The sequence below is a fragment of the Alteromonas australica genome (genome assembly GCF_000730385.1).
In the GTDB taxonomy this organism is placed as follows: Bacteria; Pseudomonadota; Gammaproteobacteria; order Enterobacterales; family Alteromonadaceae; genus Alteromonas; species Alteromonas australica.
On record NZ_CP008849.1, the window covers coordinates 100,290 to 116,424 of the forward strand.

Here is a 16,135-nt window from a genome sequence, read left to right on the forward strand (position 1 = left end):
CTTGATCACCAACTGTTCAAAACATTGATTTACCGCAAAACTAAAATTCCCCACCTTTGTATAGTAAAGCGGTATACCTAGCTGTTATCGCCACCTACCTTTATCCTCATACACAGGGAGCGCCGCTGTGAAAAAAACGCCGTTTATATTATCTATTTTGCTTGTCGTGTTTTTAATTGTGGTGGGCAGCCTTATGTTTAGCGACCCTGACGTTACCAATGTGGTGTCGGGGAATGGGCGTATTGAAGCCACTGAAATTGGTATTTCTGCCAAAGTGGCAGGGCGGGTGGAAGACATTTACGTTAACGAAGGCGACAGGGTAGAAGCGGGGGATGTGGTGGCTAAGCTAGATACCGCCACCATTAACAGTCAACTTGAACAAGCGAAAGCGCAAGCCGAACAGGCAAAAAGTGCGGTAGAAGCCGCCAATATGGCGATTGCCCAACGGGAAAGTGAAAAGGCGGCGCTAGAGGCTGCGCTTATACAAGCTAAGGCGGAATTAAAAGCGGCAGAAGCGCATGCGGCGCGTACCAGTGAATTGGCCAAAACTGGGGCGGTGTCTAAGCAGCTTGCCGAAGATAATTTAACCACGGTTGAAAGTGCAAAAGCCGCGGTTAATGCAGCTAAGGCGCGCTTAACTGCCGCCGCCGCCACCATTGAAGCAACCCGTTCTCAATACTATTCGGCCCTTGCTGCGGTGAATGCCGCCAACGCCACCATTGCGCAAATTGAATCAGAAATGAACGACATGGTTTTAAAAGCCCCCCGTAGCGGCCGTATTCAGTATCGGGTAGTGCAGCCTGGTGAAGTGGTGGGGGCCGGCGGCCGTGTACTTAGTTTGGTCGATTTAACCAACGTGTACATGACCTTTTTCTTGCCGGCTTCACAGGTAGGTAAGCTCACCATGGGCGGTGAAGCGCGTATTGTGCTAGATGCTGCCCCTAACATGGCTATTCCTGCCACCATTTCTTACGTGGCTGACGTGGCGCAATTTACCCCTCGTTCAGTGGAAACCCAAAGCGAACGTGAAAAGCTTATGTTTAGGGTTAAAGCGCAAGTGCCAGTACCGCTATTAAAGCAGCACATCGATAAAGTAAAAACCGGGCTACCCGGTGTGGTGTGGGTGAAATTAAGTGATGATGCCCAGTGGCCTAGCGACCTGCCCGAACTGGTACACGAATGAGTCATATCATTGAATGCTCACAGCTAACGGTGCGCTATAAAAGCACGACAGCTATCGATAACATTCAGCTGAGTATTCCCGCTGGGGTAACGGTAGGCATTATTGGGCCCGACGGTGTGGGTAAGTCTACCTTACTGAGTTTAATTGCGGGCGAGCGTATGATGCAGCAGGGCAGCTTGCAGGTGCTTGGCGGCAACATGCGGGATAAAAAGCACCGCGAGGCGATTTGTTCCGACATTGCCTATATGCCTCAAGGGCTGGGTAAAAACCTGTACCCCACGTTATCGGTGGAAGAAAACCTGCAGTTTTTTGCCAAGCTGTTTGGCAATAGCCGCAAACAGCGCCGGGCACGTATAGACAACCTCACTAAGCGCACTGGGCTTTACCCTTTTTTATCACGCCCGGCGGGAAAGTTGTCAGGGGGTATGAAACAAAAACTGGGGCTGTGCTGCGCATTAATTCACGACCCTCGCTTGCTTATTCTTGATGAACCCACCACAGGGGTAGATCCCCTAGCGCGAAGCCAGTTTTGGTCGCTTATTCGCGATATTCACACCGCGCAACCGAATATTACGGTGCTGGTGGCTACCGCCTACATGGATGAAGCCCAGCAATTTAACCACTTAATTGCGTTAAACGCGGGAAAGATATTAGCTACAGGTTCGCCGCAAGACCTGCTGGCTCGCACCCAAACCAGTAACTTAGAGTCGGCGTTTATTGCGCTGTTACCTAGCGAGATAAAACACCACCACCATAGCGTGGAGGTTCAGCCGTACAACGCGGCTATTCATAGTGAAACCGCCATTGAAGCGAAAAAACTCACCATGAAGTTTGGCGATTTTGTGGCAGTAGACAAGGTGAGTTTTACCATTGGTAAAGGTGAGATATTCGGCTTTTTAGGTTCTAATGGATGCGGTAAATCGACCACCATGAAAATGCTAACCGGGTTGTTACCGCAAACCTCAGGCGAGGCGTGGCTGCTGGGTAGCCCGCTTGCCGCTAACGACATTAACACCCGCTATCGCGTGGGGTATATGTCGCAAAGTTTTTCTCTTTATACCGAACTTACCGTTAGGCAAAACTTGGTGTTACACGCCAAGCTGTTTAAAGTGCCTGCCACTAAGGTTGAAGGGCGGGTAGATGAAATGCTCAACCGCTTTGCCTTATCCCAGCATCAACACAATTTACCTCATGCTTTACCTTTAGGTATACGACAGCGTTTGTCGCTGGCCGTGGCCATGGTGCATAAGCCGGAAGTGCTTATTCTTGATGAGCCCACCTCGGGGGTAGACCCAATAGCGCGAGATAATTTTTGGCAGTTGCTTATTACCTTAGCGCGCCAAGATGGCGTGACTATTTTTATTTCTACCCACTTTATGAACGAAGCGGCTCGCTGCGATAGAATTTCGCTTATGCACGCAGGCAAAGTGCTAATAACCGATACCCCTGAAGCCATAAAGGCGCAAAAATCTGCCGATACCTTAGAAGCCGCGTTTATCGAATATTTGGTGGAAGCGCAAACGCCTTCAACCCACACCAATGCCAGCGAACAGGGTTTAGCCCTAGCTGCGTCTACAACAACACAACAAACGCCAAGCAGGCGGGCGAAAGGGTTACGGCGCTTATTGAGTTATGCGTCGCGAGAAACCTTAGAGCTTATGCGCGACCCTATTCGCTTAACCATGTCGTTCTTAGGTAGCATGGTGTTAATGGTCGTCATTGGCTACGGCATTACCATGGACGTAGAAGACTTATCCTATGCCGTGTTCGACCGCGACCAGTCATCCATTAGCCTAGACTACCGCAATGCACTGTCTGGCTCCCGCTACTTTGATGAAAAGCCCGCGATTACCAGCTATGCGGATATGGACAAGCGAATGAAAAGCGGCGAAATTTCCCTTGCCGTTGAGATACCCCCTGAGTTTGGCCAGTATGTTCACAAGGGCGAGCAGGTGGAGATAGGCGCATGGATAGACGGCGCCATGCCCTCGCGGGCTGAAACCATAGAAGGCTACGTAACAGGTATTCACGTAAAGTGGCTATTGCAGCAAGCTTCGCAAATGAGTCAAGCGCAATCGAGTAGTAGCATTAATGTGGTGTCTCGCTATTTGTACAACCCAGATATTCGTAGCTTAGTGGCCATCGTGCCTGCGGTAATTCCCATGTTGCTGCTTATGATCCCGGCTTTACTTACCTCGTTAGCGGTGGTGCGAGAAAAAGAACTAGGTTCAATTATCAATTTATATGTCACCCCGGTGAGCAAACTTGAGTTTTTGCTAGGTAAGCAACTTCCTTATATTGCTACCTCGTTTATCAGCTTCTTGTTGTTAGTGGCCATGGCAGTATGGCTGTTTAACGTGCCCCTTAAAGGGGATGTGCTGGCCTTATTTGTTATCGCGTTGCTGTTTGTTACCTTTTCAACCAGTTTTGGTTTGCTTGCGTCGGTGTTCACTAACAGTCAAATTGCCGCCATTTTGCTTACTACTATTGGCACCATGGTGCCCGCGGTGCAGTTTGCCGGCATGATAACGCCGGTTTCGGCGTTAGAGGGGGCAGGGCGGTTAATAGGGGAAGTGCACCCGGTTAGTTACTTTTTATTGGCCAGCAGGGGAATATTCAGCAAAGGCTTAGGCTTTGGCACCTTAGATTTTGCGGTATTTGCCATCGCCATTGCTATTCCTATTACGCTGTGGCTTGCCACTGTTTTGTTAAACAAACAGGAGCGCTAAACAGTGAATATGAAAAATGTTACCCAGTTAAGCATAAAAGAGCTTTGGAGCCTATGGCGCGACCCCGCCATGCTTATTCTTATTGTGTATGTGTTTACGGTTAATATTTACACCGCGGCCACGGCGGTGCCTGAGTCGTTGCACAATGCGCCCATCGCCTTTGTTGATCACGACAAATCGCAATTATCGAATAGAATTATCGATGCTTTCGTGCCGCCTTATTTTCTTCCTCCACAGCTAATTGAATACAGCGAGGTGAATGAGTACCTCGACACCGGCAAATTCACCTTTGTGGTGACCATTCCACCAAACTTTGAAAAACTCACCCTACAAGGGCAACAGCCTGATGTTCAGGTAAATGTAGATGCCACCCGTATAAGTCAGGCTTTTACGGGCAATGGTTACATTACTGAAATCATCACAGAGGAAGTCAGCGCCTATTTGCAGGGCTATAAAACCGACACCACCTACCCAGTACAGCTAGTGATGCGGGCGCGGTTTAACCCTGCGTTAGAAAGCTTTTGGTTTGGTTCTGTGATGGAGTTAATTAACGCGGTGACCATGATTGCCATTATTTTATCTGGCGCGGCGCTAATTCGAGAAAAAGAGCGAGGAACCATTGAACACCTGCTTGCTATGCCAGTATCAGACAGCGAAATTATGCTATCGAAAATTGCCGCCACCGGCCTTGTGGTGTGGGCGGTTACCTTAATGTCGGTGTATGGGGTAATACAAGGGGCGTTAGGGGTGCCCATTAACGGTAATGTGTGGCTGTTTATGGTGGCAGTGGCGCTTCAGCTTTTTGCCATTTCCAGTATGGGTATTTTTATGGCCACCATTGCCCGTTCAATGCCCCAGTTTGGCCTGTTGCTTATATTGGTGCTCTTACCCTTACAGCTGTTGTCGGGGGGCACCACAGCCCGAGAAAGCATGCCAGCATTCATCCAAAATATTATGTTGCTTACACCGAACACTCACTTTGTTATGGCTTCTCAAGGTGTGCTGTATCGAGGTGCAGGTATCAGCGTTATTTACCCTCAACTGCTTGCGCTTTTGGCGATTGGCTGCGTGTTTTACTTTGTTGCCTTAAAGCGCTTTAAAAGCACAATTGGCAGTATGGCGTAACGGCAGAGAGGCTTGTGCTTTCGCTTTAAAATAAAATCCTTACCGCCAAGATGTTAATAGTAATAATTATCATTTGAATTTTGTTTTCTTTGATTTATACTGCGTGCGAAAAATAAATCATCACGCTACACAACAACTAAAATCTGAGAAAACCATGAAACTAACTCGTTTATTTGCGTTATCGCCACTTGCGCTGGCGCTATCAGTACAAGCACAAACACCGCAAAACGATACACCAGAAGTTGACGAAGCCGACATCGAAACTGTACGTATTGTTGGCGTACGCCAAAACCGCGTTAGCCGAGGTGCCACTGGCTTAACGATGGAAATTAGTGAAACGCCTCAGTCTATTAGTGTTGTTTCAGAAGATCTTATGCAATCTTTTGGCGCATTTAACATCAACGATGCGCTAAAACTTGCCCCCGGTATCAACGTAGAAGAATGGGAAACTAACCGTACTAACTACACGGCCCGTGGTTTTGAAATTAAGAACACCCAAATTGACGGTGTTGGCTTGCCTAATAACTGGGGTATTGTCACTGGCGCGGTTGAAGCGTACGGCTATGAACAAATTGAGGTCATTCGTGGTGCCAACGGCCTATTAACCGGGGTGGGCAATTCATCGGGTACTATTAACTATGTTCGTAAACGCCCTAAAAATGAAGAGGGTGGCGATATTGGCGTAAGCATAGGTTCATACAACTTTATGCGTGCGCAAGGTGATTACTCTGTGCTGCTAACCGAAGACGGCCGTTGGGCTGCGCGTGTAGTGGGCAGTATTGAAGACAAAGAATCACACATTGATGGCCTAGAAAACGACCGTTCATTCTTATACGGCGTAGTAGACGGCCAACTTACCGACAACGCAACCGTAACCTTTGGTTTGTCTTATCAAGATGCCAACACCGACGGCAACACGTGGGGCGGCCTTGTCTTTAATTACAGTGATGGCACCCAAGCAGAGTGGGACATTAACAACACCACGTCGCAAGAATGGGCCATGTGGGATACCGAAACCACTAACGCGTTTGTTGAATTAGACTATGTATTCAATAACGATTGGCAGTTACTGGTAAGCTATAACTACCGTGACTTTGAAGATCAAAGCAAGTTGTTTTACGCTTCTGGCACCATCGACAAAGAAACCAATTTAGGCCTTAGTGGCTGGCCAGGCAGATACGATTCTGAACGTGATGCGCACCTGGTGGAAAGCCGGTTGTTTGGTAACTTCAACCTGTTTGGCCGCGAGCATGAATTTAACTTAGGTGTTAGCCATGCCACCAGTGATGATGACTCTATTGTTCATCCTTTTGACTACGCCACCACTGTGGCTTATGGCCCAACGCCAGCGTTCCCGTACGCGCTTGATGCCATTGAAGAGCCTGATTGGCAAGACCCTGTGGTTTACTCTCAAATTTCGCAAGATCTTACCCGTTACTTTGGTTCTGCAAAGCTGTCAGTAACCGACGACTTGTTTATTATTGCTGGCTTCAACGCCATTGATTTCAAGCGTAGTGGTGTGAACAATACCGTGGATATTGATAATAGCGAAAGCGAATTTAGCCCTTACTTAGGGGCCACCTATTCGGTAAGCGACACTGTGAACGCATACGTAAGCTACTCAGATGTTTATCAGCCCCAAGAACAGTACGACATTACGGGCCAGTATTTGGCACCTACCAAGGGTAAAAACTTTGAAACTGGGTTAAAAGCTCAGTGGTTTGATGACGCCCTATTAACTACCGTGGCTTACTTTACGGCCGAGCAAGATAACTTGGCATCGTATGCGGGTACTAACCCTGAAACCGCTCAGTTTTATTATGAAGGTGTATCGGTTGAGTCGAGTGGTTTCGAGTTTGAAATGGTGGGTCAAGTTACAGACGCGCTTCGTGTACAAGCGGCTTACACCATGATTGATGTGGAAGACGAAGATGGCGCAGACGCTAATGAATGGGCTGCTCGCGACGTTGTTACCTTCCAAGTAGGCTATACCGTACCTGCTGCCCCTGAATTTGAAGTAGGTGTTGGCGGTAAATGGCAATCTGAAGTGAGCAATACCACCTACAATGTTACACAAGGTGCGTATTTCTTAGGTAATCTATATGCCTCGCAAGCGGTAACTGAAGACTTCACCTTGCGTTTGAACATTAATAATATTTTCGATAAGAAATATATCAACAGCCTTCACACAGTGGGTTACTACGGTGCGGGTATTAATGCTCAACTTAGCGCATCATATACGTTCTAATTCGCTAAATTTACGCATGTAAAATCAATAAGGGAGCCCAACAGCGGCTCCCTTTTTTGTGTTCTTTCCTGTTCATCTCAGTGACTCTCATAATAAACCATATTATTCTAAAGTAGGATTTAACGTTTGCTTTAATGATGATAAAAATTTCTCTTACTCGATTTATGAGAAATATTATTCCAATAAACGCAGATGAGTAGATTGTTTATCTTGTTTTGAAGGTAAATCTACTCACCCCACACCCATTACAAATCTACAACAATAAAAACCACTTGAAGCCAGGTTCTTGAAGGAGAAACACATTGAAAACTACACATGCCTCTAAGGGCAGAAAACTTAATCGAATAACCTCTGCAATTATGGCGAGTTCGCTGCCCTTTTTAGCGGCAATGTCGGCACCTTCATTCGCGCAAGAAGCGGAAGAAGGGGCGGAGAACGTTGAAAATATTATTGTTACCGGTACGCGTATGAGCAACCGCTCTGCGGCCGATTCACCGGTACCTGTTGATGTTATTACTGGTGAAGAGTTCCGTTCGAACTCGTCGTCAGACGTACAAGACATGTTACGTACCAACGTGCCGTCTTTCGATGTAAACACCCAGCCAATCAGTGATGCCGCTACCATTGTACGCCCCGCTAACATGCGTGGTTTATCACCAGATAACGTACTGGTTTTGGTTAACGGAAAACGTCGTCACCGTGGCTCTATCATTTCATTCTTGGGCGGCGGTATTTCAGACGGTGCGCAAGGTGTAGATATTTCAGCTATTCCTTCATTGGCGCTTAAGCAAGTAGAAGTATTGCGTGACGGTGCATCGTCACAGTACGGTTCAGATGCCATTGCCGGCGTACTAAACTTTTTACTACGTGATAACGACGAAGGTTTTGAGTTCCGTGCGAATTACGGGTCTACCTATGAAGGCGATGGCGACAACTATACCATTTCTGCCAATGCAGGTTTCTCGTTAGGCGACAAAGGCTTTGTCAACGTCACCGGTGAAATTCGTGATGTTGAAGGTACTGTGCGCTCGGTGGTTCGCGATGATGTGGCGGGCATGGTGGACGCGGGTTATATCACGCAGTCTGATTTTTCTACCATTAATACCTATACCAATGAAGTACCACAATACTGGGGCCAGCCAGACGTTGAAGATGATTACAAAGTTTTCATTAACTCAGGTTACGAGCTAAGTGATAAAGCCGAGCTGTATTTATTCGGTAACTACGGCAAGCGCACAGTAACGGGCGGTTTCTTTTACCGTAACCCAGTTACCGAAGGCAGCCAGCGCGGTGGTGTTTATAGGGGCCCAACGGTGGACCCACTTACTGGCTTAGAAGATGAAGATGGCGTGCACTCAATATTGGTGGGTGACCTAGATGGCGTTGGTGTAGGTGGCAGTTGTATTGATGGTATCCCTATCGGTGGTGAAGGCAACGTTACCCCAGACCCAACATTGCTCGCACAAGTGGCCGCCGACGATAACTGTTTCTCGTTTATTGAAACCATTCCTGAAGGTTTTGTACCACGTTTTGGTGGTGATAACGAAGACATGGCGTTTACCGTAGGTGTACGTGGCGATTTAGATATTGGCACTGGCCTTGGCTACGACGTAAGTGCACAGCGTGGCTCAAACCGCACCGATTTCTTTATTAAGAACACTATTAATGCGTCTTTAGGCCCTGATACACCGCGCGACTTTGTGCCCGGCGGCCAAGAGCAAACCGAAACGCTAGTTAACCTTAACTTTGTGTACGGTGTAGATGTAGGCTTAGTGTCAGATCTTAACGTGGCATTTGGTGCTGAATATCGTAAAGAAGAGTTCGACCTGTTCGCCGGTGATGAAGCCTCTTATGCCCTAGGCCCGCTGGCTAGCCAAGGTTTCTCATCAAGCTCCAACGGATTTGGTGGTTTCCCTAGTTCTACCAGTGCGTCTCAAGATAGCACGGCGTTCTATGTAGATTTAGAAGCCGATGTAACAGACGAACTTACGCTACAAGCCGCGGTACGTCGTGAAGATTTTAGTGAGTTTGGCGACACCACAGATTTTAAAATTGCGGGTATCTATCATGTCAGCGACGACTTCCGTCTTCGTGGTGCCTATTCAACGGGTTTCCACGCTCCAACGGCAGGGCAAGCTAACATTACTAACGTTACCACACAAAACGTAAACGGTGTGTTGGTTGACCAAGGTACGCTGCCATTATCATCAGCGGCGGGTCAGCTTGCAGCTGATTTCATTGAAAGCCAAGGCAATGGCCGCCCAGACTTAGGGCCAGAAGAAGCGGTTAACTTCTCGTTTGGTTTCTCGGTCGACGTGGCTGATACAAGTTGGACAGTCGATTTCTATAACATCGAGCTTGAAAACCGTGTGGCACTGGGCGCAAACGTAGACTTCCTTGATGCGCTTAACTTCGCTGGAGGCGGTACAGATTACGCTACTGTGTCTGAAGCGTTAACAGAGCTAGACGCCTCTGGCATTATCGACCGTTCTGACTATATTGGTTTAGACGACTTGTCTGAATTCCGATTCTTCTCGAACAGCTTTGATACCACTACTCGAGGTGTTGATATAGTGGGTAACTACAGCTTCGACTTATGGGAAGGTAACTCTCGTTTAACCTTGGCGGCTAACTACAACGAAACTACCGTTGATGATGTAGGTACGCTGAACCCTATTGACGACGATCGTGTGTCTGCCATTGAAGATTTACTGCCAAACTTGCGTGGTAACATTTCATGGACTCACACACAAGGTCAACTACGTACATTGGTACGTGCTAACTACTACGGTAGTTGGGACGACACAGGTAATGGTGTTGCAGACATCGACCCCGCTATTCTTATCGACGTTGAAGCCGTGTACTCCTACACTGAAAACCTCGATCTTGTGGTGGGTGTCAACAACCTGTTCGACGAATACCCTGAAGAAAACCCTGATGCAGGTAGCTTAGGCCAGCTTTACTCTGAGTCTAGCCCGTTTGGTTTTAACGGGGGTATGTGGTACGTGCAGGCACGTTACACTTACTAAGCTATAATCAGCGGCCTTGATAACAAGGCCGTTGTGTACAATGCAAATGCAATCAATAAAAAGGCCGCTTAATTAGCGGCCTTGTTGTTTCTGCGTTAAGTCAGGTTTACTGGTACTTTTTAAGCTCTAATCGCGACACCATGCCCTTGTGCACTTCGTCAGGGCCATCGGCCAACCTCAGTGCTCTTGCGCCGGCGGCAAAACGCGCCAGTGGGAAGTCGCTGCACATACCCGCGCCACCGTGAATTTGTAACGCCATGTCTACCACGTTTTGCAGCATATTCGGCACCACCACTTTAATGGCAGATATTTCTGTCATGGCATGTTTAACGCCTAGGTTATCTATCTTCCATGCGGCATGAAGGGTTAATAACCGCGCTTGTTCAATCGCCATGCGCGCGTCGGCAACCCGTTCTAAATTTCCGCCTAGTCGAATAATGGGCTTACCAAAGGCTACCCGTTCGTGGCCTCGCTGTAGGGCAAGTTCAAGGGCTTTCTCTGCCATGCCAATTGCACGCATACAGTGGTGAATGCGGCCGGGGCCTAGTCGGCCTTGTGCAATGGCAAAGCCTTTGCCTAACCCCATCACTAGGTTGTCTTTGCTTACGCGCACATTGTCAAAGTGCATTTCGCCGTGCCCATACGGTGCGTCGTAATCACCATAGGCGTCTAGCATTCGCTTAATGGTTATTCCTGGTGTGTCTAGCGGCACAATCACCATGCTATGGCGGCTGTGTTTGTCGTTCTCTGGGTTAGATAAACCCATGAAAATCGTGATGTCAGCATTGGGATGGCCTAACCCGGTAGACCACCATTTCTTACCGTTAATCACAACATCGTCGCCATCTTCAATAATAGTGGCTGCCATGTTGGTGGCGTCAGATGACGCAACATCAGGCTCTGTCATACCAAACACCGAGCGAATTTCTCCGGCCAGCAACGGCTTAAGCCATTTTTCCTTTTGCGCCTCACTGCCAAAATGGTAAAGCACTTCCATATTGCCGGTATCAGGTGCGTTACAATTAAATATTTCAGGCGCAAATAGGTACTTGCCCATACGTTCTGCCATGGGAGCGTATTCTAAGGTGGTAAGGCCCTGACCTAGCGCGGCGTCGGGCAAGAACAGGTTAGCCAAACCGGCGTCACGGGCTTTCGCTTTTAAGGCCTCTGTGCCAGGGTGAAGCTTCCAACGTGTCCAGTCACCGTGATTATTTTCTTTGTGGTGAAAGTCGTACACGTCATTTTCAATGGGTGCAATGTGCTCTGCAATAAAGCTGTCGAGTTTATCTAACAACCCTTGTGTTTTTTCATTATGTGAAAAGTCCATACCTATTCCCCATGTTGTCGCTACGGCGTGATTATCACGAGCATAGAGAAAACACAGTAGTGAATGAAATGAAATATAGTCTCACGAAATTGTGAATTTCATTCATAGTATGATTTACTGGTTATGGTTGACTCGGTAACGTCTACTGAGAGTACCGCTGATGAAGGCATAGCTATGAGTGAGAGCAGGCAGTTTGAAAAACTAGACTTAAACCTACTGAAAGTGTTTGAGGCACTTTGGTTGCAGCGCAATATGACCCGCGCGGCAGAAGTGCTGTTTATTACGCCCTCGGCGGTGAGTCACGCCATGCGCCGCTTTCGTGAACTGTTGGGCGACCCGCTATTTATACGGGAAAAACAAAGCATGTTGCCTACCGCAGCTTGCGAACGCTTAGCCCCAGATATTTTACATGCTTTAGGCCAAATACGTGGTGCGTTGGGGCAGTTTTCACATTTTGACCCCAAACAAAGTCATCAGCGTTTTGTGATTGCTATGCAAGAGTCGTTAGAGCTCAGCGTGCTGCCGCTTTTACTAGAAACGCTGGAACGAGAAGCGCCTTTTGTTGAGGTTGTAAGTACTCGCTTACAACGAGGCTCTCTATTTGCTGACCTCGCCAACCGCCACCTTCATTTAGCCATTGATATTGGTCGCGCGGTGTCTTCGCCTATTGCTCATTGCCTATTACGACAAGACAACTACCGGGTGCTAATGAATAAAGCGAATCCATTGGTGCGCACGCTTACGGCGCAACAATATTTAGCGGCGCGCCATATTACGGTGTCTAACCGTGCAAAAGGGGCATCGGTAGAGGAGGTGGCATTGCAACAACTCGGGGTGAATAGGCCGTCTATATGGCGATGCCAAAACTACCGCGCGGCGGCGGAGGTCGTGGCCAACACCCATGCCATACTTACCTTACCTGGCACCATTGCCAGTGCGGTTTCAGGCAACCAACTTACCTCTGTGGCATTGCCCTTTTCGTTACCCGCCCTTGAAACTCACCTATATTGGCATAGCCAACAGGAAGGAGAGCCAGGTTTAATGTGGTTGAAGTCGCTCATGTTGCAGTTGTTCGCGGAATCTGGTCTAACCAGCTGAACTTTGGTAGTATAACATTCTGCTAACATTTGGGTGCATTATGAGATTACATACGCTATCGGGCTATATTCAACACATTTACTTGGCAGAGCACGACGATGGGTTACTGCTTTTAGATGGATGCAGCCGCGCCGATGTGAATGCCGTATGTGATTACATTGCTCACACGCTACAGCGCCCACTTACGCAACTTAAGCTTATTGTGGTGACGCATATGCACCCTGATCATGCGGGTGGGGCTATGCTACTACGCAAGAAAACCGGCGCAAAGGTGGCTGCCCATCCTAAGGCGGCTAACTGGTACAAAGGTGTTGCTGGGCGCACGGCGCACGGTATCGACTTGCTATTAACGTGGTGGGTGGCCGGTCGCATTGGTAAGCGTAAAATGCCTATTTGGTATAATCCTGTTTTAGCACCGGATATCATCTTAAATGACAAAGACACGCTGCCGTATTTTAACCACTGGCAGGTGCTATATACCCCAGGTCATACCGATCATGATTTATCGGTGGTGCATTTACCGACTAAGCAAGCGTATATTGCCGACGTGCTAGTGAAGGTTAAGGGAGAATTGGTGCCGCCGTATCCGTTATGCCACCCCAACCAGTACCGAGAAAGTTTGAAAAAGCTGGCGCAGTCATATATTGAAACATTTTTTTGTGCTCACGTGCCGCCAACCCCGCGCCGGGATATTAACTTTGGGCATGTTATTTTAAATGCACCTCGCAAGCCAAAGAATCATTGGCATTCCAGCAAAAACCGAATAAAGAAAAAGCTATTCGGGCTTACCCAAGAACATTAACCCCTACGTTGTCTTTCGTTATCCCTTCATGGCACTGCCCTTGCTTTTAGCGTACAAGTAACCACATTTATTAATACCTATACTGGTAAACCGGTTAGCGGCTTGTATAAGCCCTTTTAATGGTTTTGCATCTTGCTTCACTGTAGAGAACGGTGGCGCTGCAGGCGTTGTGCGAGATCGCCACCTAGGTTAATCGAAGAATAACAAAGGATATCTCTTACCATTATGCAGAAGAATATCGCTGCCCTGTTAGACAAAACCTTGGCTGCTGCGTCGCTAACTGGCGACAAATTGGCAGACGTTTTTAGCAAGGAAACCCACCGTTTTACGATTACGGGGTTAAGCCGTAGCGGTAAGTCTATGCTGTTCACCAGTTTAATCACTATGCTAAAAAGCCGTAGTGAAGAGGGCTATGCGTGCTTGCCTTTGCTACGTTATTTACCGCCTTCTCAAGTGCTGGATATGCGGGTGGAGCCATTAGACGGGTATAAAGCGTTCCCTCATCAGGAAAATGTGGCTGCGTTAGCGCAAGGGCAGTGGCCTTCAGCCACTGAAGAAGCATATGGTTTTAAGCTGGTGGTGAGGCTAAAGCAAACGGCCACGTTTAAAAAACACCTGCTGCCTCATACCGATGTGGTGTTTGAGTTTATTGATTATCCAGGGGAGTGGATTACCGACATTCCTATGTTAAGCAAAACCTATGCGCAATGGTCAGACTCTACGTGGGCGCAACTAAGTAGTGGCCCACAACAGTACTATGCAGAAACGTGGAGGCAGGTGATTAATCAATTCGATTTTGAACAGCCGCCTACTGCTGCCAATATTCACGCTTTGGTTCACGCCTACAGAAACTATTTAATTTACGCCAAGCGCGAGGGGATATCGCTATTGCAGCCGGGCAGTTTTTTACTCGACTCAAGCGACTTTAACTGGCAGGAGTTTGGTTTTACGCCCTTGCCGTCTAGTATTACCAGCGATGTGTCGCACCCTTGGTATCAGGCGTTTAACAAGCACTTTTGTGCTTTTCAAAACAATTGGCTAACGCCCTTGAAGCAATCCATTTTTAAAGAAACAGATAAACAAATTATTTTGGTGGATTTGTTTGAAGGCCTAAATCACAGTCGACAGCATTTATATCAGCTAAAAGAAACCTTAAGCCATTTGGCCGATACCTTTGTGTACGGACAAAGCAATTGGTTCTCGCGCAAGGTGTTGAAGAGCGAACAAATTGGCAAAGTGGCCTTTGTGGCCACGAAAGCCGACCTTATTCCTGTCAGTCAGCGTGAAAATTTACTTAATTTGCTACATCAGGTTAGTGAAGGTGCGCGAGCCAAGTTTAAGGATAAACCCATTGAGTTTGAACACTTTTTGGTGTCAGCCATGCAAATAACCGATGAGGGAAGTTCCGCGCAAGCAATACGCTACACAGACAGCAATGGTCGCTACGTGGAGTCAAGCTTTGAGCCTATTCCTGCTACCTTAAAAGACATGGAGGAAGGGGCTCATTTCCCTGTTCCTTCTGCACAAGTACCAAACGATTACAAAGCCAGAATACTGGCAGGCAAAGGTGTCGATCGTTTGCTTCAATTTTTACTGGGCAAAGGAGAATAATGATGGATAAGTCAGCGTCATCTGCCGATGATGAAAAGGCGCCCACAACCACCTCTACACGCTACCGTTCTAAGGTGACAACGCAAACCCTCGACATTCAGCCGCCTGAAACAAAACTGCCCGTGCAAGTAGAGCAAGATGCATGGCAGGTTGACGTGGAAAAAGAAGGTATTTCTTTTGGCGTAACAACATTGGTGTTCGGCGTACTTTCAGTATTGGGTTTCTTTGTTTTTGATGCCTACACCACGTTATCTGCCAATATGGCGGAACACCCCATTGGCACGGGGATTTTAGGTGTGTTACTGGCGGGCTTTGTGGCGAGTTTTAGTTATTTAAGCTTAAGAGAGTGGCGGGGGTATAAACAAGTGAATACCGCCATGAATGATGCTCAGAATATACGTACCTTGTTGCAAGAAAAGCGCTCCCCACTAAAACGCAGCGAGATGCGCGTGAAACAGGTAAGTGGTGTGTTGAATGAACATGGAAAGCGCTTTTCCAGGGGGTCTTATGCCGCCCAGTGTTTTATGCGCTATCAGCAAACGGTGCAAGACGACATGAGCGCAGCGGAATTGCTTGGGCTATACGAAGATACTGTGCTTGCGCCGGTACAAGAAAAGGCCCATAAGGTACTCAACAAAGAGTCGATTACGGCGGGTAGCCTTGCATTTATTAGCCCAAACAACCTTATTCAAACCTTTGCTGTGGTGTGGATAAGCTTTCGTACTATAAGACGCATGGCACGCGTTTATGGGTTACGCCCGAGTACGGCAGGCAACTGGAAGCTGCTAAAAGTGCTGGCGCAAAACATTGCGGCTCAGGGGGTATTCGATTTAGCTACCGATGAAGTGGCCAATCAAATTGGCGGCAGTTTGTCGGCTAAGTTTATGGAAAACTCTGCCGAAGCCATCGCTGCGGGCGCCTTAAACGCACGGCTAGGGCGAGCGTTAATTAAGTTGCTTAAATAAGCGAGGTTCGGTGAGCAG

At 47.8% G+C, this 16,135-nt stretch carries 10 protein-coding genes; 9 read left to right on the plus strand and 1 reads right to left on the minus strand.

What is annotated here, in order from left to right; translation table 11 throughout:
• Positions 1-127 precede the first annotated feature (127 nt).
• The 5 genes from EP13_RS00455 (at position 128) to EP13_RS00475 (ending at position 10,314) form a co-directional block, all read left to right on the plus strand.
• Positions 128-1,183 (plus strand): HlyD family secretion protein, encoded by a 1,056-nt coding sequence (locus tag EP13_RS00455; protein WP_044055468.1) that lies wholly within the window; start codon positions 128-130, stop codon positions 1,181-1,183.
• Positions 1,180-3,912 carry a ribosome-associated ATPase/putative transporter RbbA gene (gene rbbA / locus EP13_RS00460; protein ID WP_044055469.1) on the plus strand — a complete coding sequence of 911 codons (2,733 nt, stop codon included), beginning with the start codon at positions 1,180-1,182 and terminating at the stop codon, positions 3,910-3,912. Before EP13_RS00455 ends, rbbA begins: the two co-directional genes overlap by 4 nt.
• Positions 3,913-3,915: 3 nt before the next feature.
• Positions 3,916-5,037 carry an ABC transporter permease gene (locus tag EP13_RS00465; protein ID WP_197035940.1) on the plus strand — a complete coding sequence of 374 codons (1,122 nt, stop codon included), beginning with the start codon at positions 3,916-3,918 and terminating at the stop codon, positions 5,035-5,037.
• A gap of 154 nt (positions 5,038-5,191) precedes the next feature.
• On the plus strand, positions 5,192-7,285 hold the full coding sequence (locus EP13_RS00470) for a TonB-dependent siderophore receptor (RefSeq protein WP_044055471.1): 2,094 nt from the start codon (positions 5,192-5,194) through the stop codon (positions 7,283-7,285).
• A gap of 302 nt (positions 7,286-7,587) precedes the next feature.
• Positions 7,588-10,314, plus strand: a complete 2,727-nt coding sequence (locus EP13_RS00475; RefSeq protein WP_231497899.1) for a TonB-dependent receptor plug domain-containing protein — start codon at positions 7,588-7,590, stop codon at positions 10,312-10,314.
• Positions 10,315-10,420: 106 nt separating this feature from the next.
• Here EP13_RS00475 and EP13_RS00480 read toward each other — a convergent pair whose 3' ends face one another.
• The gene (locus tag EP13_RS00480; RefSeq protein WP_044055472.1) at positions 10,421-11,641 is read right to left on the minus strand and encodes an acyl-CoA dehydrogenase family protein; all 1,221 of its coding nucleotides are present in this window, start codon (positions 11,639-11,641) and stop codon (positions 10,421-10,423) included.
• 174 nt (positions 11,642-11,815) lie between these two features.
• Here EP13_RS00480 and EP13_RS00485 point away from each other — a divergent pair, with 174 nt between their 5' ends.
• The 4 genes from EP13_RS00485 to EP13_RS00500 all read left to right on the plus strand — a co-directional run bounded on the left by EP13_RS00485 (position 11,816) and on the right by EP13_RS00500 (position 16,117).
• Positions 11,816-12,739: a LysR family transcriptional regulator gene (locus EP13_RS00485; protein ID WP_044055473.1), complete on the plus strand. Its 924-nt coding sequence runs from the start codon at positions 11,816-11,818 to the stop codon at positions 12,737-12,739.
• A 40-nt stretch (positions 12,740-12,779) separates the two neighbouring features.
• Positions 12,780-13,541, plus strand: coding sequence for an MBL fold metallo-hydrolase (locus tag EP13_RS00490; RefSeq protein ID WP_044055474.1), 762 nt, complete (start codon positions 12,780-12,782; stop codon positions 13,539-13,541).
• 225 nt (positions 13,542-13,766) lie between these two features.
• Positions 13,767-15,152, plus strand: a complete 1,386-nt coding sequence (locus tag EP13_RS00495; RefSeq protein ID WP_044055475.1) for a YcjX family protein — start codon at positions 13,767-13,769, stop codon at positions 15,150-15,152.
• 2 nt (positions 15,153-15,154) lie between these two features.
• Positions 15,155-16,117, plus strand: coding sequence for a DUF697 domain-containing protein (locus tag EP13_RS00500; protein WP_408605302.1), 963 nt, complete (start codon positions 15,155-15,157; stop codon positions 16,115-16,117).
• Positions 16,118-16,135: the final 18 nt, after the last annotated feature.

Excerpts from the sequence above, each read along its gene's own strand:
- EP13_RS00490 (WP_044055474.1), top strand. The coding sequence starts at position 12,780 with ATGAGATTACATACGCTATCGGGCTATATTCAACACATTTACTTGGCA.
- EP13_RS00480 (WP_044055472.1), bottom strand. The coding sequence starts at position 11,641 with ATGGACTTTTCACATAATGAAAAAACACAAGGGTTGTTAGATAAACTC.
- EP13_RS00500 (WP_408605302.1), top strand. The coding sequence starts at position 15,155 with ATGGATAAGTCAGCGTCATCTGCCGATGATGAAAAGGCGCCCACAACC.
- EP13_RS00485 (WP_044055473.1), top strand. The coding sequence starts at position 11,816 with ATGAGTGAGAGCAGGCAGTTTGAAAAACTAGACTTAAACCTACTGAAA.
- EP13_RS00495 (WP_044055475.1), top strand. The coding sequence starts at position 13,767 with ATGCAGAAGAATATCGCTGCCCTGTTAGACAAAACCTTGGCTGCTGCG.
- EP13_RS00470 (WP_044055471.1), top strand. The coding sequence starts at position 5,192 with ATGAAACTAACTCGTTTATTTGCGTTATCGCCACTTGCGCTGGCGCTA.
- rbbA (WP_044055469.1), top strand. The coding sequence starts at position 1,180 with ATGAGTCATATCATTGAATGCTCACAGCTAACGGTGCGCTATAAAAGC.